Below are 18,078 nucleotides of genomic sequence, written 5' to 3' on the forward strand. Positions count from 1 at the left end.
GCCGTCGGTGTGCTGTCTCGTCGGTCACAGGAGCCTCGATGGGCACGTCGCTGTGCTGGGGCCCCTCCGACGATCGGATGATCCCCCGGACGCGTTGACGTGCACGTCACAGCACCGAAATGCGGGTCAGCCACCATCGGTATCCGGCAGACTGATCGGCGACGCACGCGACGCCGACCAGTAGAAACGATCAGTGTGGAGTTGATCATGGCCACGCCAGTGAAGTCCCGGGCGGAACTCCCACCCGCCGGGTTCGCCGCCGTTTCCCGTGCCGTCGTCGCCGTCGCCGCCGAGTTGGTGGGCACCGTGGAACGCGCCGTGGTCGGCGACGCCAACGTGCGCACCGCCCGCGGCAACGCGTGGGACGCGCTCTGCGCGGACCGGGCCCGCGCGCAGGCGCGCGAGGAGATGGACCAGTTGGTACGCATGCGGCTCGCCAACCACCCCCGGTCGGTCGTTTCCACCCAGCCGGCCGCAGCCGAGTCGCCGGTAGCTCAGCCGACCGCGACCGGATCGCCAGCAACTCAGCCGGCCACGACCGGATCGCCAGCAACTCAGCCGCCCACGACCGGATCGCCAGCAACTCAGCCGCCCACGACCGAGTCGCCGGTAGCTCAGCCGACCGCCGGCGAGCTGGGCGACGGCCGACCGGGCGGCGAGCGTTCGGCTGCCGGGCGGTCCGCTCCGGCCGCGTCCCGGACCGCACGGACCCGGCCCGCCGGTCAGAACCGGTCCACCGGGCAGCACCAGCCCGCGGCCAAGACCCGTCGCGGCGGCAAGGGTCAGCGCGCCGTCGGGTCCTCGCCGCGGTCCAAGGCGTCCCAGACCGCCCTGGTGTCGACGGGCTCCTCGGCCCGCTGACCGTCCCTGCCGGGCTGACCGTCCCGGCCGGCCGGCGCCGAACCCGACGCCTCGCCCGTCACCTCGTCGCGGCTCCCGGCCGACCCCGCGATCGGTCCCGCTGTCGCCCTGGCGGATGCGGACCCGGCGGCCGTCGTCCCCGCCCCCGGCCCGGCGGCAGGAGTTGTTGCGGACGCGGTGGCCGCAGATGACGCGGACTCGCTGACCGAGTCGATCGCGGCGGACCGCACGGCACGGCGCTCGTACCGGGCGCCCATGACTGGCCAATGCCGACCGTGGCGTACCGCGCCCAGCCCGCCCAGCCCGACCAGCGCACCGCCCAGCACGCACGCGGCCGGCCAGATCGTCGCGGCCGCGCCCGCGGCGCCCGGGTCGAGGCCGGCCCGGGCCACGATCGCGCTCAGCACCAGCCCCGCGCCGCCGGCCACCAGCAGAACGCCCAGCGCCCGCCGCACCGTTCCCCGGGTGGCCAGCATCGCCCCGGCGCCGGCCAGCGCGACCAGCGCCAGCGCTGGCAGCCACGGCATCTCGGCCGCGCCGGTGGCCTCCGCGCGCAGGTCGGACAGGCCGGGACGCTCGGTGAGCCGCACCGACCAGGTGCGCGTGGCGGCGTACAGCGCGAGCCCGGCACCGGCCAGGACGGCGATGACGGCGTGCGGGAGGCGGCGCATCAGCGGGCGGCGCGCAGCGTCTCGGCGGCGGCGATCGCGGCCAGCACGGCGGCGGCCTTGTTGCGGGTCTCCTGTTCCTCGGACGCCGGGTCGGAGTCGGCCACGATGCCGGCGCCGGCGCCCACGTAGGCCACGCCGCCGTGCATGAGTGCGGTGCGGATGGCGATCGCCATGTCCATGTCGCCGGCGAAACCGAAGTAGCCGACGGTGCCGCCGTACAGGCCGCGGCGGGTCGGTTCGAGGCCCTCGATGATCTCCATGGCGCGTACCTTCGGCGCGCCGGACAGTGTGCCGGCCGGGAACGTCGCCGCCAGGGCGTCGAACGCGGTCCGGTCCTCGCGCAGCTCTCCGACCACCGTGGAGACGATGTGCATGACGTGGCTGTACCGCTCGATGCGGGCGAAGTCCGGCACCTCCACCGAGCCGGCCCGGCACACCCGGCCCAGGTCGTTGCGGCCGAGGTCGACGAGCATCACGTGCTCGGCGCGTTCCTTGGGGTCGGCGAGCAGCTCGGCGGCCAGCGCGTTGTCCTGTTCGGGCGTGGCGCCACGCCAGCGGGTACCGGCGATGGGGTGCAGCAGCGCGCGGCGTACCCCGCTCTCGGCCGCACTGACCTTGAGATGCGCCTCCGGGGAGGAGCCGACGATGTCGAAGTCGTCGAAGCGCAGCAGGTACATGTACGGGCTCGGGTTGGTCGCGCGCAGCACCCGGTAGACGTCCAGCGGGGCGGCGTCGGTGGGCCGTTCGAAACGCTGTGCCACCACGATCTGGAAGCACTCACCCGCGCGGATCGCCTCCTTGGCCTGCTCGACGGCCTTCTGGTACTCCCCCGGCAGGGTCCGGCTCACCACCTCGCCGGGCGGCACCCGCTCCACCGTGGAGATCATCGGCGGGGTCGGCCGGGACAGCGCCGTGGTCATCGCGTCCAGCCGGCCGACCGCCTGGTGGTACGCCGCGCGCCTCTCCTGGTCGGTCGCGTCCTCGGCGAGGACCGCGTTGGCGACCAGGATCGCCGAGCCGTCGAAGTGGTCGAGCACCACCAGGTCGGTGGCGAGCATCATGCCGAGTTCCGGCAGCGGCACGTCGTCGGTGGCCGTCGAGGGCAGCCGCTCGAACCGGCGTACCAGGTCGTAGCTGAGATAGCCGACCATGCCGCCGGTCAGCGGCGGCAGATCGTCGCCGGCCGGGTCGGTCGGCGAGGCCAGCGCCGCGACCGTCTCACGCAGGGCGGCCACCGGATCTCCGGTCAGCGGTACGCCGGACGGCGGCGTGCCCAGCCAGGCCGCCTCACCGTCGCGCTCGACCAGCGTGGCGGCGCTGCGGACACCGATGAACGAGTATCGCGACCAGGCGGCCCCCTGCTCGGCGGACTCAAGCAGGAACGTGCCCGGTCCACCGGCCAGCTTGGTGTAGACGCCGACCGGGGTCTCGCCGTCGGCCAGCAGGCGGCGGGTCACCGGAACGACCCGCCGGTCGCGTGCCGAGGCCAGGAAGGTGGTCTCGTCCGGGAGGACGGCGCCGCTGGTCACTGGGCCTGCCCTCCGGTCACCGGCAGCTCGTCGGAGAAGCAGGTGTGGGCGCCGGTGTGACATGCCGCACCGACCTGGTCCACGGTCACCAGCAGCGTGTCACCGTCGCAGTCCAGCGCGACGCCGCGTACGTACTGGTGGTGGCCCGAGGTGGCGCCTTTCACCCAGTACTCCCGGCGGCTGCGGGACCAGTAGGTGGCACGGCCGGTGGTCAGCGTGCGATGCAACGCCTCGTCGTCCATCCACGCCATCATCAGCACGTCGCCGGTGGCGTGCTCACGCACGACGGCGGCAACGAGACCGTCGGCGTCGCGCTTCAAGCGCGCGGCGATGGCCGGGTCCAGGTGAGTCTCAAGGTCAGGTACGGGCACCCAGACATTGTTGCGCAGTGACGTCGCGCGTGGGTGCGGCCTGTGGACAGCCCACGATCCGGGCACGGACAACGCACAGGGGGTGTGTCGATGGGCGCAGGGCGGTACGGTCGTCCGTGCGCCGCGCCTGCCCGGGTGCCGCGCCCGCCACCCGCCGTGCGTGCTGTACCGGCCGGGTCGCGCCGCCTCTCGACGGGAGTCTAGATCCGATGGAGCCGACGTCCAGCGCCGACAACACCCGCCAGTCGCGCGGTCTCGCCCGGTTCTGGCCGGTGCACGGGATGCCCGCGCCGGCGCCGCGGCAGTCCGATGAGGACGGCGGTCCGGTGGCGGGACAGGCGGCCCGTGCGGGCGAGCCGGCCGCGGAACCGGCGGAGCCCGTGGACGAGGCTCCGGAGGAACCCGCCGGTGCCGAGCAGCCCGAGCCCGCCCATCCGGCTCTGACCAGCGACACCCAGATGGTGGCGCTGGGGTCGCGGCGGCCGTTCGACGGCGCGCCCAACGGTGCCCGGATGTGGAACGGCAACCAGGGTGGCTTTCCGCCGGTGGAGTCCGAGCGCATGCGCAACGGCGACAGCACACCCCGGCACGGCGGTGCGCCGGTGCCGAACGGCGTGCCGCTGGGGGTCGACGTCCCGCCGCCCGCGCCGCGGTCGCCGTTCCCGCCGCCGGTGCCGCCGGCCGCGCCGCCCCCGGGCGGTGTGCCGCAGGCGGGTCAGTCCCCGTTCGCCCCGCCGGGCGTGGCGGGGCGGCCGCCGTCCACACCGCCCATTCCGTCCGCCGGTTCGGGCGCCGTCGGCAACCCGGCGCAGGCCGGCGGATTCGGTGGAGCCGGCGGCCCGGCATCCGCCACGTCCGGTGCGCCGGGCGGCCCCGCATCCGGCCGCGGCGGTCCGGCATCCGGCCCCAGCGGCCCGGGATCCGGCCCCAGCGGCCCGGCATCCGGCCCCAGCGGCCCGGCGCCCATTCCCGGCGGTCCAGCATCCCGCCCCAGCGGTCCAGCATCCGGCCCGGGCGGTCCAGCATCCGGCCCCGGCGGTCCAGCATCCGCTACGTCCGGGGCCCCCGTCGGCCGAGCACCCGGAGAACCAGTCGGTCGCACACCCGGAGAACCAGCCGGCCCAGCACCCGGAGAACCAGTCGGCCGAGCACCCGGAGAGCCGGCCGGTCGCGCGCCCGGAGAGCCATTCCGTCTAGCACCCGCGGAACCGGTCGGCCGAGCACCCGGAGAGCCGGCCGGTCGAACGCCCGCCGGGCCGGACGCGGCCGGCGGTCCGGGGCCGTCCACGTCCGGCGGGCCGGAGCAGGCCGGTAACCCGTCGCCGTTCGCACCACCCCCGCCTGCACCCGTGCGGCCGATGGCCGGCCCGGCACCGCTGGCGCCGCCCCAGCGATCGGAGACACGCGGCGGCCCGTCGCCGCTGGCATCGCCCAGGCGGCCGGAGCCGATGAACGGATCGTCGCGGTTCGCACCACCGGTGCAGGGGCGACCACAGCCGGCAAGTGGCCAGTCGCCCTTCGCACCGCCGGCACGGCCTGAGCCGGCGAGCAGCCCGTCGCCCTTCGCACCGCAAGGACGGCCAGAGCCGGCAAGCGGCCCCTCCCCCTTCGCACCACCAGCGCAGGAACGGACCGGCAGCCCACACACGCCACCAGCGCAGGAACGGACCGGCAGCCCACACACGCCACCAGCGCAGGAACGGACCGGCAGCCCACACACGCCACCAGCGCAGGAACGGACCAGCGGCCCACACACGCCACCAGCGCAGGAACGGACCAGCGGCCCACACACGCCACCAGCGCAGGAACGGACCAGCGGCCCGTACGCACCGCCCGCGCCACCGGCCGAGGCGCCACCGGCACGCGACCCGCGGGGTTCCATTCCGCTCGGTGGGGCGTCGGAAGCGATCCCGATGCCCGTGCCGGGACGGCAACGGCCGACGGACAACCCGCCGGCCGGGCGGGCGGCCGGACCGGTCCCGAGCAACGCTCCGGCCGATCCGGCCGGCCACGCAGACGCACCAACCCCCGACAACGCCACCGGCCCGCACGGCGTGCCTAGCTCCACCACCAACTCCCCTGACGCCGCGGTACGCAACACCGCGGCGTCGGGACGCCCCGCCGCCGGCTGGGCCACCGTGCCGACATCAGGAGTGCCGACCATCTCCACCAGCAACCAGACAGCGCCCGCCACCGCACCGGCCGAACGCGAGGCCGCGACCGGGCAGCCACCCACACCCCGCCGCTCCACCAGCCTCGAGGACGTGGACCGCCCAGCCGCCGGCCACCCAGCCGCCGACCGCCCGGCCGCGAACCACCCCGAGAGCACCCGGCCGGAGAGCACCCGGCCACAGAGCAACCGCCCCGAAAGCAACCGGCCGGAGCCCGACCAGATGCCCCGTGCGGGGCGGCGGGCCGCGCCCGAGCCGTCCCCCGCCGGCCCTCCGCTCCGCCCCGGTGACATCAACCAGATCCAGATCGCGTTCTGGGACGACGAGGCGGTCGCGCACTACCGGTCGGCGTGGCACGAGGTGAAGGGCGAGTTCGTGGACGACCCGGTCACCGCGCTGACCCGGGCGCACGATCTGCTCACCGAGGCGGTCAACGAGCTGACCGAGGCGCTGCTCGCCGAGCGCGACGAACTGGACCCGCTGCGGGCCACCGCCAACCCCGACACGGAGAGCATGCGGATGGCGATGCGCGGCTACCGGGAGTTCCTGGACCGCATCCTGGCGCTGTAGGGAGGGACTCGATGGACCTGCCGGCAGAATTCATCTAGCGTTGAGTTCAACGCATGATGAGTTCTCCGGAGGGTGCCATGGAAAGCGCCGTCGAGGTTCGTGATCTGGTCGTCGAGCGCGGTCGCCGCCGCGTGTTGCACGGCATCAGTTGTGCGGTTCCGGCCGGCACGGTGACCGGCCTGCTGGGTCCCAGCGGCAGCGGCAAGACCACGCTGATCCGGGCGGTGGTGGGTGCCCAGGTCGTCGCGTCCGGCTCGGTCACGGTGCTCGGGCAGCCGGCCGGGTCGGCCGCGCTGCGCCGCACGGTCGGGTACGTCACGCAGGCGCCCAGCGTGTACGCCGACCTCTCGGTGCGGGAGAACGCACGGTACTTCGCCACGCTGTACGGCCTGGGCGCGGCGGAGGCGGATCGTGCGGTCGCGGACGTGGGGCTCGCCGACGCCGCCGGTCAGCTGGTCGGCAACCTGTCCGGCGGGCAGCGCAGCCGCGCCTCGCTGGCCTGCGCCATGATCGGCAGTCCGGGGGTGCTGCTGCTGGACGAGCCGACGGTCGGGCAGGACCCGGTGCTGCGGGCCGACCTGTGGGCGAAGTTCCACGCGCTGGCCGGCGCGGGCACCACGCTGCTGGTGTCCAGCCACGTGATGGACGAGGCGGCGCGCTGCGACCGGCTGCTGCTGATCCGGGACGGGCGGCTGATCGGCGACGGCACGCCGGCCGCGATCCGTGCGTCGGCGGGCACCGAGGATTTGGAGGACGCGTTCCTCCGGCTGATCCGGCGGCACGAGGAGGTGGCGGCGTGAGCGTCTCGATCACCCTGGCCACCACGGGCCGGATCCTGCGCCAGTTGCGGCACGACCGGCGTACCGTCGCCCTGCTCCTGATCGTGCCTTCGCTGTTGCTCTCGCTCCTGTATTTCATGTACGACAACGCGGGACCGACGTTCGACCGGATCGCGCTGGTCATGCTGGGCGTGTTCCCGTTCGTGATCATGTTTCTGGTGACCAGCATCGCGATGTTGCGGGAACGCACCACCGGCACGCTGGAACGGCTGCTCACCACGCCGCTGGGAAAGCTGGACCTGCTGTTCGGGTACGGTTTCGCGTTCGGGCTGGCCGCCGCCGTGCAGGGTGGCATCACGGTGGCCGCGGCGTACTGGCTGCTGGGGCTGGACACCGCGGGCGGCATCGGACTGGTCGTGGTCATCGCGGTGGTCAACGCGGTGCTCGGGGTGGCGCTCGGCCTGTTCTGCAGTGCCTTCGCGCGCACCGAGTTCCAGGCCGTACAGTTCCTGCCGGTGGTGGTGATCCCCCAACTGTTGCTGTGCGGGCTGTTCGTGCCGCGCGGGCAGATGTCCGGCTGGCTGCAGGCGGTCAGCGACGCGATGCCGCTGTCCTACGCGGTGGAGGCGCTGGCCGAGGTCGGCGCGCACCCCGACGCCACCGCCACGATGTGGCGCGACCTCGCGGTCGTGGCCGGCGCGGCGATCATCGCGCTGGTCCTGGCCGCGGCGACGTTGCGGCGGCGCACACCCTGAGGGGAGAGACGGTGGTACGACGGAGCGGGCGGCGGCCGGGCAATCAGGACACCCGGCAGTCCATCCTGGACGCGGCCCGCACCATGTTCGCCGAGCGGGGCTTCGACCGGGCCTCGATCCGCGCCATCGCCACCGCGGCGCAGGTCGATCCCGCGCTGGTGCACCACTACTTCGGCACCAAGGACAAGCTCTTCCTGGCCAGCATGAACGCGCCGATCGACCCGGCCGAACTACTGCCGAAGGCGCTGTCCGGGCCGCGCGAGGAAGCCGGCGAACGCCTGGTCCGGATGATCCTGGGCGTGTGGGACTCGCCGGCCGGGTCGGCCGCCGTGGCGATGCTGCGCTCGGCGATGAGCAACGATTGGACGGCCCGCCTGCTGCGCGAGTTCGTGGTCACCCAGATCCTCCGGCGGGCCATCGCCGAGCTGGGGCTGAAGGACGAGGACGCGCAGCTGCGGACCGGACTGGTCGCCACGCAGATCGCCGGGCTGGCGGTGGTGCGCTACGTGCTCAGGGTCGAGCCGGTGGCGAGCACCGACCCGGAGACCCTGGTACGCGCGATCGGCCCGACCGTGCAGCGTTACCTCACCGGGCCACTGTCCTAGCGCGACCCCGCCGCCGTCCCGGACTGCTCAGTCGCCGCAGCGCCGGCACAGTACCGGATGCAGCAGGTGGGCGAGGTCGTGCCGGTCCTGCACGGCACGGGGGAACGCCAGCCGGGCAAGCCGGTCGCCGACCCGCACCAGCATGCCGTACCGGTCCAGGCGTACCACCTGGGGTTGATCGTCCGGGCCGGCCACCGGGCCGAGCTGGCGGCGGACGTAGCTGCTCATCTCCGGCACGTGGTGGTCGGCGAGGTCCGCGATGAGGTCGAACTCGATCGCGCGCAGCGGGTCGGGGCCCGCCTCGGCGAAGTCCTCCGGGTCGATGTCGATCAGGACGCCGCTGCGCTCGTAACGCACCTCGGCCACGTCCATCCGGTGCAGTACCTGGGTGTCGCCCACGTCCAGCAGATCGGTGGCCGGGTCCGTCTCGGCGTAGTCCAGGGCCGCCTGACGGGCCTCGTCCCCGGCCAGTGCGCGGGCCCAGCCGGACACCCAGACCCGGCCCAGTGAGGGCGCGCCGGCGACCGGCGGGACGTCGGAGATGTCGAGCACCAGCGCGGTGTCGTCGGTGCCCGCCGCGGGCCGCAGCGCACCGGCGAGCGCGCCGTCGCGCGGGGAGAGCAGCAGGACCCCGCCGTGCTGGTCGGTGACGTGCCGCACCGGCAGCGGGCCCGGCCGGCAGGCGATGTGCGCACCCGCGGGCAGATGACCGGCGGCCAGAGTGCGGGCGACTTCGGCGGGGGTGGGCTGCATGATCGGGACCTCCGGGCACCAGTTAGGCTTACCTTAGTAAGGTGAGGCTAACCGTAACACCCGCCTCAAGCGCAACGATCTGGAGACAGCACCCGTGAACAACTCCCGCCCCAAGGCCCGGCTCTCGCGGGCTCTCGGCGTCCCGCTCACCCGCAAGTGCGTCAAGTACTTCGAGCGGCGGCCGTTCCCGCCCGGCGTGCACGGCCGGGGCCGGCGCAAGGCTTCCGACTACCAGGTCCGGCTGCTGGAGAAGCAGCGCCTGCGGCACCAGTACAACATCAGCGAGAAGCAGATGCGCCGCGCGTACGACGACGCGCACCGCGGCGAGGGCAAGACCGGCGAGACCATGGTCACGCTGCTCGAACGGCGCCTCGACGCGGTCGTGTTCCGGGCCGGCCTGGCGCGGACCGTGTACCAGGCCCGGCAGCTCGTCGCCCACGGCCACTTCACCGTGGACGGCAAAAAGGTGGACCGCCCGTCGTACCGGCTGCGCCCCGGACAGGTCGTGGAGGTGCGCGAGACCAGCCGGCAGAAGCCGCCGTTCCAGATCGCCGCGGCCGGCGCGCACGCCGACGGGCCCACCGCGCCGTACCTGTCGACGGTGCTCGAGGAGCTGCGCACGACCGTGATCCGCGAGCCGTTGCGCTCGGAGATCCCGGTGCTGTGCGACGAGCAGCTGGTCGTGGAGTTCTACGCCCGCTGAGCCTCGCACTGCGGGCGACCATCGTGGGGTGAGGCGACGAGCCGCCGTTTCACTCCACGTAGGCTCGCCGCCATGATTCGCGCGGTGGTGTTCGACGTCGGTGAGTGTCTTGTCAATGAGGCACGGGAGTACGGCACCTGGGCGGATTGGCTCGGAGTGCCCCGGCACACCTTCTCCGCAGTATTCGGAGCGGTGATCGCACGAGGTCAGGACTACCGCCAGACGTTCCAGGTGTTTCGGCCCGGCTTCGACCTGACGGAGGAGCGGGAGAAACGAACGACAGCCGGCCGGCCGGAGTGGTTCGGCGAGGAGGACCTGTATCCGGACGTACGGCCCGCGTTGACGGCCCTGCATGAAGCCGGCCTGTGGGTGGGAATCGCGGGCAACCAGACGGTGCGCGCCGGCACCCTTCTGCGCGCCCTCGACCTGCCGAGCGACATGATCGCAACGTCGGACGACTGGGGTGTCGCCAAGCCGGATCCCGGTTTCTTCGACGCGGTGGCGAAGGAAACGCCGTACCGGCCGGACGAGACGTTGTACGTGGGAGACCGGCTGGACAACGACATCCGGCCGGCCGCCACGGCGGGTTTCCGGACGGCGTTGATCCTTCGGGGTCCGTGGGCGACTATTCAGCAGGACGATCCGGAGGCAGACCGGTTGGCGACGATGCGGATCGAATCGCTGGCCGAATTAACGGACCGGATCGCAGCGTTCAATGCCGGAGTGCGCTGAGGGTGGTCTGCCACCCGTAGAGCCGGTCGTCGAGCCGGCGGACGCAGTCGGCTTCAGCCCAGGGCTGCAAGCGGTGGCGAACCTCGCGGATGCGCTCCATGCCGGTGGCGTACCAGGTGATCGCCAGCTGGTCGAGTGCTTCGTGAGCGTGCATGCAGGCTTCGGCCGGCTGCTTGCGGGCAACCTCGACCGCGGCTAGATCGGCGAGGATGACCGTACGCTGTTTGCCCTCGACCGCGGTCAACTCCGCCAACGCTGCGGTGAGCGTGTCCCGGGCCTGCGCATGACGGCCGGCCTTGATCTGAGTGTTGCCCTTGAACGCTGCCAGCCGGACCGGGGAGAACCACGTGAACCACTCGGGCGACCGGTGTTCGCCTCCGGTGTCGAGAACGTGCTCAGCGCGCGCGATGGTCCGCAGAGCGTCCGTGGGACGCCCGCAGCGGGTATCGCATTCGGCCTCGACGGCGTCGATCCAGGCGAGGAACTCGGCGGAGGCCGGACCGCGACGAGCGTAGGTGCGGGCAGCTCGGAGACGTTCGGCTACGTCGTTGCGGCGCTGTGCCCATCCGGGGATGAATGCGGCATGAGCGAGGATCGCCGCGCCGAGCAGCGGATCGTCGGCCTCGCCCGCGGCTTGCAAGGCACGGACGTAGGTGGCGTCGGCGTCGTCGGACTGCCGCAGATCAAAAAACTCGATCCGCCCGGCGAGCAGCAGCGACTCGGCTAAGGCGGTGGCGAGCAGACGCCGGGCGACACCGGTCGTCTCGGCAAGCAGGTAATGACCGAGCCTGGCGTGTTCCACCACCGTGGGGTGCAGGTGCGAGGGCTGAACGCTCCAATACAGGCGGCGGTGGGCCACCGTGATGGAGGCGTAGTCAGCGCCGATGGTAGGTGGCTGCACGGCGTTGGTGGGCCGGGGTAACGGAAGACCCGCCGGAACGGCTACGGGAACCGGTCGTGGTGACGCCGGTTCCTGACCGGTTGCCATTGTCGGACTCTGCCAGGGTGGATGAAAACCGAGCTGCTCGATCGCCATCTGCAGGACGTGGACGAGAAGACGTTGGTGGTCGGCCCGTGGCCACGGCGGCGCAGGTGACTCCCACCGACGAATCTGCCGGACACTGACCTCCATTGCACCGAGGCCGATGCGCGGTGCCGCCTGAGTTAACGCGTCAGCGAATGCCTGCTGAGAGCTGTAGCCAGCGTGCTGCCGCGCCGCCTTCAAGCGGGTGTTAGCGGTGGGTCGCGTCATCGTCGGGCAACCTCTCCGATATCAGCCTCTGCAGATGCGTTGGACTCATCGAGGACATCACTTTTCGCATCTGACGAGAAGGCCTCGCGGACGTCCTTGGTAAGTCCTGTCTACGGCCTCCTGGCTTGACGTGGGTTGGGCCATTCTCCGGGGGAGCGAAACGCCGATCCAACGCCTCGGAATTGCGAGGTGTCTGCCTTCAGGAGGCGAGCACCGTGCCCGGCCCACCGTTCGACACCGCAGACCCGCCGTCCATGCCTCCGGCTGGGTGCGTAGATCACCTGATGTGGACCATGGCGTATCAGCTACACAGAGATCACCGCTCGGACCGCGACGGCTTCTGCATCACCTGCGTACCCGGGAACTTCAGCCCTTGTATCGGTCGACATCTAGCTTTACGCGGCTTTCTCACCGCGTGCCGCCTGCCAGATCCGTTGGTACGAGCTGATGGGCCAGGGCCCACATGTGCAGCGGATTTCGGCGGATTCCGCTGGACCGTGCCAGACCAGGACATCGAGAAGGGATCCATCCGATGAAACGCGATGATCTTTTAGCGCACTTGTCGTCCCTGCCCGCGGACGCTGATATCGGCGTACAACTCGGTGACGCTCACCTCGACATCACTGACGTGTCGGCCTGGGGCGACGGAGCTTTCGTGGCTCTCGAATGCCACGAGGCTGATCTCCGCGATGTCATGACCGAGTGGAGACTTCGCGTCGACAGGCGCCAAGGGATGACCAGCAACTCGCCTGACTGCACCGGGACGCATCCGCATCCGGCCACCGGGAGCGTTTATCTCGTCTGCTCCAGCCAGCTGGCGTAGAGCTTGGCGTAGATGGACTCGGGATCCTTGAGCAGTTCGGCATGCGGGCCGCGTTGCACCACGCGGCCCGCGTCGACCACGATCACCTCGTCCGCGGCCTGGGCGGTGGAGAGCCGGTGCGCGATCGCGACCGTGGTCCGGCCCCGGGTGACCGCGTCCAGCGCGCGCTGCAACCGCACCTCGGTGGCCGGGTCGACCGCGCTGGTGGCCTCGTCGAGCACCAACAGGTCGGGGTCCGCCACGTACGCCCGGACCAGCGCCACCAGCTGCCGCTCCCCCACGCTGAGCGCCTCCCCGCGCTCGCCCACCGAGGTGTCCAGGCCCTGTGGCAGCCCGGCCACCCAGTCGGCCAGGCCGAGTTCGGTGAAGGCCAGGTCGAGGTCCGCGGCGGTGAGGTCGGGCCGGGCGAAGCGGATGTTCTCCGCCACCGTGGCGTCGAACAGGAAGCCGTCCTGCGGGACCATCACCACGCGCCGGCGCAGCGACTCGAACCGCACCGAGGTGAGCGGCGTGCCGGACAGCAGCACCTCACCGGACGCCGGGTCCATCAGCCGGGTCAGCAGCTTCGCGAACGTGGTCTTGCCGCTGCCGGTCTCCCCCACCACCGCGACCCGGGTACGGGCCGGGATGTCCAGGTCCACGTCGGCGAGCACCACGGGCCCATCCAACCGCCCCGCCGCCGCCCTTGAACCGACTGAAGGCAGTCCGACTGGATAGTGGTAGGACACGTCCCGGAACCGGACGGAAAGCGGCCCGGGCGGCAACGGCACGCCGTTCTCGGCGGGGTCGGCCACGTCCGGGCGGATGTCCAGCACGTCCAGCACCCGGCGCCAGCCGGCCACCGCGTTCTGCGCCTCGTTCAGCACCTCGGTGGCGATCTGCACGGGCTGGATAAACAGCGTGACCAGGAAGAGGAACGCGGTGAGCTTGCCGACCGTGAGACCGCCGTCCACGCCCAGCAGCACGCCGATCACGACGACTGCGGACAGCGCCACGCCGGCCGCCATCTCGCCGGTGGAGAAGCTCGTGACGCTCATCCGCATGGCCCGCTTCTGGGCGTGCCGCAGGTCCCCGATCGCGGTGTCCAGGCGGCGCTCGGTGCGCCCGGCCACGCCGTACGCGCGAATCACCGTGGCGCCGACCACGCTCTCGCCGACCGCGCCGAGCATGACGCCGGTGCGTTCCCGGACCGTGCGGTAGCGCCGGGCCAGCCGCCGCTGGAACAGCCGGATCACCACGCCGGCCGGCAGGAAGGCGGCGAACACCACCAGCGTGAGCTGCCACGAGTAGACCAGCATGACGATCGTGGTGACCACCAGCTGCCCGGAGGTGAGCAGCAGCATCACGCCGCCGGTCTGCAGGAACTGGGTGATCTGGTCGACGTCGCCGGTGACCCGGGAGACCAGCGAACCGCGCCGCTCGGACTGCTGGTGCAGCATCGACAGGTCGTGGATGTGCCGGAACGTGCGGGACCGCAGCGAGCCGAGCGCGGTCTCGCTGACCGTGAAGAGCCGCCGGGTCATCAGGTAGCCGCAGGCCGTGGAGATCACCAGCGCGGCCACGGTCAGGCCCACGACGATCGCGACGACGTCCAGGTGCGGACCGCCGGGAGCACGGATGCCCCGGTCGATGCCCTGCTGCACGGCGATCGGCACGGCGACCCGGCCGGACATCGAGACCAGCGCGAGCGCGAGCGTGCCGGCCAGCCCGGGGCGGAGTTCCGGCGACAGCGCGAGGCCGCGCCGGAACGTGCCGAAGGCGCCCTCCTCGGCCCGGTCCGCGACGGCGGTCGCGGTGGTCACGCGGTCACCCCGCTCTCCTCGAGCGCGCGTTCCGCCTCGGCCTGTTCGTACGCCGTGACCAGATTGAGGTACCCGGGCTCGGTGGCCATCAGGTCGGTGTGCGTGCCGATCGCCGCGACCCTGCCGTTCTCCAGGTAGACGACCTGGTCGGCGAGCGCGATGGTGGCCCGCCGGTACGCCACCACCAGGATCGAGGCGTCCGCGTCGCCGCCGCGCAGCGCCGCCAGGATGGCCGCCTCCACCCGCGGGTCGACGGCGCTGGTGGCGTCGTCGAGGACCAGCATGCGGGGCCGCCCGGCCAGCGCGCGGGCCAGCGTCAGCCGCTGCCGCTGCCCGCCGGAGAGCGAGGTGCCGCGTTCGCCGACCGCGGTGTCCAGCCCGTCGGCGAGGTTCGCCACGAAGCCGTCGGCCTGCGCCAGGCGCAGCGCCGACCAGACCGCCTCGTCGGTCACCGCGGGGCGGTCCAGCGCGATGTTGCCGCGCACGGTGTCGTCGAAGACGAACGGCACCTGGGGTACGAGTGCGGCCGCCCCGGCCAGCCCGGACGAACTGAGGTCCCGCACGTCGGTGCCGTCCAGCCGGACCGTGCCGGACGCCGGGTCCACCAGCCGCACGGCGAGCGAGGCGATCGTCGACTTGCCCGCTCCGGTGGCACCGACCAGGGCCACGGTCCGCCCGGCCGGCACGGTGAACGACACGTCGTGCAGCACCGGCGGGCCGCCGTCGTACGCGAAGGTGACCCGGTCGAACTCCACTGCGGCCGGACCGGTCCCGTGCGGCTCGGCCGCGCCGTAGGCGAGGTCGCCGGTCGCCCCGAGCACCGCCTGCACCCGTTCCCAGCCGGCCACGCTGCGCGGCAGCTCGGCGACCACCCAGCCGATCGCGCGCACCGGGAACGCCAGCACGGTGAACAGGAACGCCACGCTGACCAGCTCGGTCACGCCGAGCGCACCGGTCTGCAGCCGCCACGCACCGAGCAGCAGCACGGCCAGCGTGCCGAGGCTGGGCAGCGAGTCCATCAGCGGGTCGAACAGGCCGCGCAGCCGGCCGACCGCGATCAGCGCGTCGCGCAGCTCGCCGACGTACACGCCGAAGCGCCGCGCCTCGTCGGCCTCCCGGCCCATGGTCTTGACCACCAGCGCGCCGTCGAAGCTCTCGTGCGCCACCGCGCTGACCTTGGCGCGCAGTTGCTGGGCCCGGATCTGCCGCGGCGACATCCGCCGCGAGTAGATCACGTTGAGCCCGAACAGCAGCGGGAACAGCGTCACGCCGACCAGCGCGAGCACCCAGTCGGTGAGGAACAGCGAGATCACCGCGGCCACGATCATCACGATGGTGCCGACCGCGAACGGCAACGGGGCGATCGGTACGAACGCGGCCTCGACGTCGGAGTTGGCGTTCGACAGCAGCGTGCCGGTGGCGTGCCGCTGGTGCCAGGACGGCGGCAGCGCGAGGTAGCGGCGGGTGACCGCGCGGCGGTACCGGGCCTGCAGGTGGTACTGCATGTAGCCGGCGCCGAGCCGGCGGCCGAAGATGCTCGCCACCCGCAGCACGCTGATGCCGAGGAAGACCGCGACGATCAGCGCGAGTTCGCCGGCGCCGGCCCGCCGCTCGGCGAACGCGGGCACCACGACGTGGCCGATGACCGCGCCGACGACGTACGCGTTCGCGATGATCAGCAATCCGAACAGGCTGCTGCCCACGGTGCCGATGACGAAGAGCCGGGGTTCGGTGCGGATCGCGGTGCCGAGCACGCGCAGGCCCCGCCCGAGCACGTCCCGGCTGGCCCTGGTGGTCAAGTATCCCGTCCTGCCGTAAGTGTCCGCCGGCTCGCCCGGCCTTACCGTCCATCCTGCCGAACCGGTCGGGTTCGTTCACACTGTTGTGATTGTGTCCGCCGACACATCGAGCCGGCTCGTCCCCTACCATCCACCCATGACGGACTTCGCCCGGCGGGACCGCCGCGAGCTCGCCGACCTGCTGCTCGCCACCGGGCCGGACGCACCCACGTTGTGCGAGGGTTGGACCACCCGCGACCTCGCCGCCCACCTGGTGGTGCGCGAGCGCCGGCCGGACGCGATGGTGGGCATGGTGATCCCGCCGCTGCGCGGGCGCGGTGAGCAGCTGCGCCGGGCGCGGACCGCCGAGCCGTTCGAGCAGCTGGTCGCGGAGATCCGCCGGCCGCCGTGGTGGAGCCCGCTGGGCAATCCGCTCACCGACGAGCTGGTCAACAGCGGCGAGATGTTCATCCACCGCGAGGACATCCGGCGCGGCACGCCCGGCTGGGAACCGCGGGAGCTGGACGCCGGCCAGCAGCGCCTGCTCTGGCGGGGGGTGCGGTTCACCGCGCGGATCGGCCTGCGCCGGCTGCACCTGCCCCTGCTGGTCCGGGCGCCCGGCGTCGGCGAGCTGGCGATCGGTGGGGACGACCCGCGCGCCACGCTCACCGGTGACCCCGGCGAACTGACGATGTTCGTCTCCGGCCGGCAACGCGCCGCGCGGGTGACGATCGACGGCGAGCCGGACGCCGTCGAGCGCCTCCGCACGGCCCGCCTCGGCATCTGAATTGGCCCAATAGAGTCGGGTCGGATTGGCCCGAACGCTGGGCCAATCGACGCCTACGGTCGTCCCATGAGCAGATTGACCGTGGGCCAGGGAACCGCCCTCTCCGTCGGCGCCGTGCTGGGCACCGGCGTCATCTCGATGCCGGCACTGGCCGCGGACGTCGCCGGACCCGCCTCGCTGCTGGCCTGGCTGGTGCTGATCGTGCTGTCCGCGCCGCTGGCCTGGACGTTCGCCGCGCTGGGCGCCCGGTACCCGGACGGCGGCGGCGTCTCCACCTACGTCCGGCTGGCCTTCGGCTCCCGCGCGGCGGCCGCGGTGGGCTGGTGCTTCTTCTTCGCGGTGCCGCTGGGCGCGCCGGCCGCGGTGGCGTTCGCCGGCGGGTACGTCGCGGACGTGCTGGGCGGCGGGCGCACCACCATGCTGGTGACGTTCGCCCTGGTGATGACCGTGGTGTTCACCATGAACTGGTTCGGCCTGCGGATCAGCGGCCGGGTGCAGCTGCTGCTCACCGGCACGCTCACCGGGCTGCTGCTGATCACCGTGCTGGCCGCCCTGCCGCACGCCCGGCTCGCCAACCTGGGCCCGTTCGCGCCGCACGGCTGGGCCGCGATCGGCACCGCGGCGGCCGTGCTGGTGTGGGGCTTCGCCGGGTGGGAGGCGGTGTCCTCGCTGTCCGGCGAATACCGCAACCCGCGCCGCGACGTGCCCCGGGCGGCCGTGGTGGCGGTGCTCGTGGTCGGCGTGCTCTACCTGGCCGTGGCGGTCACCAGCGTCCTGGTGCTCGGGCCGGCGCTGGGCGGCAGCGCGGCACCGCTGGCCGACCTGCTCGCGGTCGGCGTGGGCGGGCCGGTACGGGAACTCACCGCGGTGATCGCCGTGCTGCTGACCGTCGGGGCGGTCAACGCGTACCTCGCCGGGGCCACCCAGCTGGGCGTGGCGCTGGCCCGCGACGGCGCCCTGCCGCGCCGGATCGTCGGCACCCCGCGCCGGTCGCTGGCCGTGGTCGCCGCCGGTGGTCTCGGCTCCGCGCTGCTGCCGCTCGACCTGCACCTGGCGATGTTGCTGGTGACCGGGTGCTTCACGCTGGTGTACGTGCTCGGCACCGCGGCGGCGCTGCGCCTGCTGCCGCCGGGATG

The 18,078-nt window shown here is 72.7% G+C and carries 15 protein-coding genes and 1 pseudogene; 9 read left to right on the forward strand and 7 right to left on the reverse strand.

From position 1 onward, the window contains the following. Positions 1-207 precede the first annotated feature (207 nt). Positions 208-861 carry a hypothetical protein gene (locus LDL48_RS44995; protein WP_372472045.1) on the forward strand — a complete coding sequence of 218 codons (654 nt, stop codon included), beginning with the start codon at positions 208-210 and terminating at the stop codon, positions 859-861. On the opposite strand, the gene LDL48_RS05580 is transcribed toward LDL48_RS44995, so the two are convergent. Genes LDL48_RS05580 through hisI form a run of 3 tightly spaced genes read right to left on the reverse strand, consistent with a single transcriptional unit; the run spans position 783 to position 3,432 of the window. After that, a complete protein-coding gene (locus tag LDL48_RS05580; protein ID WP_225253904.1) occupies positions 783-1,532 on the reverse strand; it encodes a Trp biosynthesis-associated membrane protein in 750 nt (249 codons plus the stop codon). The two genes, LDL48_RS44995 and LDL48_RS05580, sit on opposite strands and share 79 nt — an antisense overlap. Beyond that, positions 1,532-3,061, reverse strand: a complete 1,530-nt coding sequence (locus tag LDL48_RS05585; RefSeq protein WP_225253905.1) for an anthranilate synthase component I — start codon at positions 3,059-3,061, stop codon at positions 1,532-1,534. The genes LDL48_RS05580 and LDL48_RS05585 overlap by 1 nt, the downstream gene beginning before the upstream one ends. After that, positions 3,058-3,432, reverse strand: a complete 375-nt coding sequence (gene hisI, locus LDL48_RS05590) for a phosphoribosyl-AMP cyclohydrolase (protein ID WP_225253906.1) — start codon at positions 3,430-3,432, stop codon at positions 3,058-3,060. The genes LDL48_RS05585 and hisI overlap by 4 nt, the downstream gene beginning before the upstream one ends. Positions 3,433-5,345: 1,913 nt before the next feature. Between hisI and LDL48_RS05595 the strand changes: the two genes are divergently transcribed. The 4 genes from LDL48_RS05595 to LDL48_RS05610 all read left to right on the forward strand — a co-directional run bounded on the left by LDL48_RS05595 (position 5,346) and on the right by LDL48_RS05610 (position 8,312). Continuing rightward, the gene (locus tag LDL48_RS05595; RefSeq protein ID WP_225253907.1) at positions 5,346-6,173 is read left to right on the forward strand and encodes a hypothetical protein; all 828 of its coding nucleotides are present in this window, start codon (positions 5,346-5,348) and stop codon (positions 6,171-6,173) included. A 77-nt stretch (positions 6,174-6,250) separates the two neighbouring features. Continuing rightward, positions 6,251-6,973, forward strand: a complete 723-nt coding sequence (locus LDL48_RS05600; RefSeq protein WP_225253908.1) for an ABC transporter ATP-binding protein — start codon at positions 6,251-6,253, stop codon at positions 6,971-6,973. Further along, positions 6,970-7,707, forward strand: coding sequence for an ABC transporter permease (locus tag LDL48_RS05605; protein WP_225253909.1), 738 nt, complete (start codon positions 6,970-6,972; stop codon positions 7,705-7,707). The genes LDL48_RS05600 and LDL48_RS05605 overlap by 4 nt, the downstream gene beginning before the upstream one ends. Positions 7,708-7,718: 11 nt before the next feature. Next, complete coding sequence (locus LDL48_RS05610) at positions 7,719-8,312, forward strand: TetR/AcrR family transcriptional regulator (RefSeq protein ID WP_225253910.1); 594 nt, start codon at positions 7,719-7,721, stop codon at positions 8,310-8,312. Positions 8,313-8,339: 27 nt separating this feature from the next. On the opposite strand, the gene LDL48_RS05615 is transcribed toward LDL48_RS05610, so the two are convergent. After that, the gene (locus LDL48_RS05615; protein WP_225253911.1) at positions 8,340-9,065 is read right to left on the reverse strand and encodes a DUF2470 domain-containing protein; all 726 of its coding nucleotides are present in this window, start codon (positions 9,063-9,065) and stop codon (positions 8,340-8,342) included. Positions 9,066-9,159: 94 nt separating this feature from the next. Here LDL48_RS05615 and rpsD point away from each other — a divergent pair, with 94 nt between their 5' ends. Both rpsD and LDL48_RS05625 read left to right on the forward strand, forming a co-directional pair. Beyond that, positions 9,160-9,768: a 30S ribosomal protein S4 gene (gene rpsD / locus LDL48_RS05620; RefSeq protein WP_225253912.1), complete on the forward strand. Its 609-nt coding sequence runs from the start codon at positions 9,160-9,162 to the stop codon at positions 9,766-9,768. A 72-nt stretch (positions 9,769-9,840) separates the two neighbouring features. Further along, positions 9,841-10,500 (forward strand): HAD family hydrolase, encoded by a 660-nt coding sequence (locus LDL48_RS05625; protein WP_225253913.1) that lies wholly within the window; start codon positions 9,841-9,843, stop codon positions 10,498-10,500. On the opposite strand, the gene LDL48_RS05630 is transcribed toward LDL48_RS05625, so the two are convergent. The 3 genes from LDL48_RS05630 to LDL48_RS05640 all read right to left on the reverse strand — a co-directional run bounded on the left by LDL48_RS05630 (position 10,481) and on the right by LDL48_RS05640 (position 16,176). Then, positions 10,481-11,752, reverse strand: coding sequence for an NsdA family TPR-like regulatory protein (locus LDL48_RS05630; RefSeq protein WP_504785484.1), 1,272 nt, complete (start codon positions 11,750-11,752; stop codon positions 10,481-10,483). The genes LDL48_RS05625 and LDL48_RS05630 overlap by 20 nt on opposite strands. Before the next feature lie 792 nt (positions 11,753-12,544). Further along, positions 12,545-14,377, reverse strand: coding sequence for an ABC transporter ATP-binding protein (locus tag LDL48_RS05635; RefSeq protein WP_225253915.1), 1,833 nt, complete (start codon positions 14,375-14,377; stop codon positions 12,545-12,547). Then, positions 14,374-16,176 carry an ABC transporter ATP-binding protein gene (locus tag LDL48_RS05640; protein ID WP_225253916.1) on the reverse strand — a complete coding sequence of 601 codons (1,803 nt, stop codon included), beginning with the start codon at positions 16,174-16,176 and terminating at the stop codon, positions 14,374-14,376. Before LDL48_RS05640 ends, LDL48_RS05635 begins: the two co-directional genes overlap by 4 nt. Positions 16,177-16,312: 136 nt before the next feature. Between LDL48_RS05640 and LDL48_RS05645 the strand changes: the two genes are divergently transcribed. Both LDL48_RS05645 and LDL48_RS05650 read left to right on the forward strand, forming a co-directional pair. After that, complete coding sequence (locus tag LDL48_RS05645) at positions 16,313-16,942, forward strand: TIGR03085 family metal-binding protein (RefSeq protein ID WP_225253917.1); 630 nt, start codon at positions 16,313-16,315, stop codon at positions 16,940-16,942. A gap of 66 nt (positions 16,943-17,008) precedes the next feature. Next, a pseudogene (locus LDL48_RS05650) lies at positions 17,009-17,998 on the forward strand (APC family permease); the annotation flags it as partial. Positions 17,999-18,078: the final 80 nt, after the last annotated feature.

Origin of the sequence: Jidongwangia harbinensis (assembly GCF_020216025.1) — a bacterium.
Lineage (GTDB): Bacteria > Actinomycetota > Actinomycetes > Mycobacteriales > Micromonosporaceae > Actinoplanes > Actinoplanes harbinensis.

Excerpts from the sequence above, each read along its gene's own strand:
- LDL48_RS44995 (WP_372472045.1), top strand. The coding sequence starts at position 208 with ATGGCCACGCCAGTGAAGTCCCGGGCGGAACTCCCACCCGCCGGGTTC.
- LDL48_RS05580 (WP_225253904.1), bottom strand. The coding sequence starts at position 1,532 with ATGCGCCGCCTCCCGCACGCCGTCATCGCCGTCCTGGCCGGTGCCGGG.
- LDL48_RS05595 (WP_225253907.1), top strand. The coding sequence starts at position 5,346 with ATGCCCGTGCCGGGACGGCAACGGCCGACGGACAACCCGCCGGCCGGG.
- LDL48_RS05600 (WP_225253908.1), top strand. The coding sequence starts at position 6,251 with ATGGAAAGCGCCGTCGAGGTTCGTGATCTGGTCGTCGAGCGCGGTCGC.
- LDL48_RS05615 (WP_225253911.1), bottom strand. The coding sequence starts at position 9,065 with ATGCAGCCCACCCCCGCCGAAGTCGCCCGCACTCTGGCCGCCGGTCAT.
- LDL48_RS05625 (WP_225253913.1), top strand. The coding sequence starts at position 9,841 with ATGATTCGCGCGGTGGTGTTCGACGTCGGTGAGTGTCTTGTCAATGAG.
- LDL48_RS05630 (WP_504785484.1), bottom strand. The coding sequence starts at position 11,752 with ATGACGCGACCCACCGCTAACACCCGCTTGAAGGCGGCGCGGCAGCAC.
- LDL48_RS05645 (WP_225253917.1), top strand. The coding sequence starts at position 16,313 with ATGACGGACTTCGCCCGGCGGGACCGCCGCGAGCTCGCCGACCTGCTG.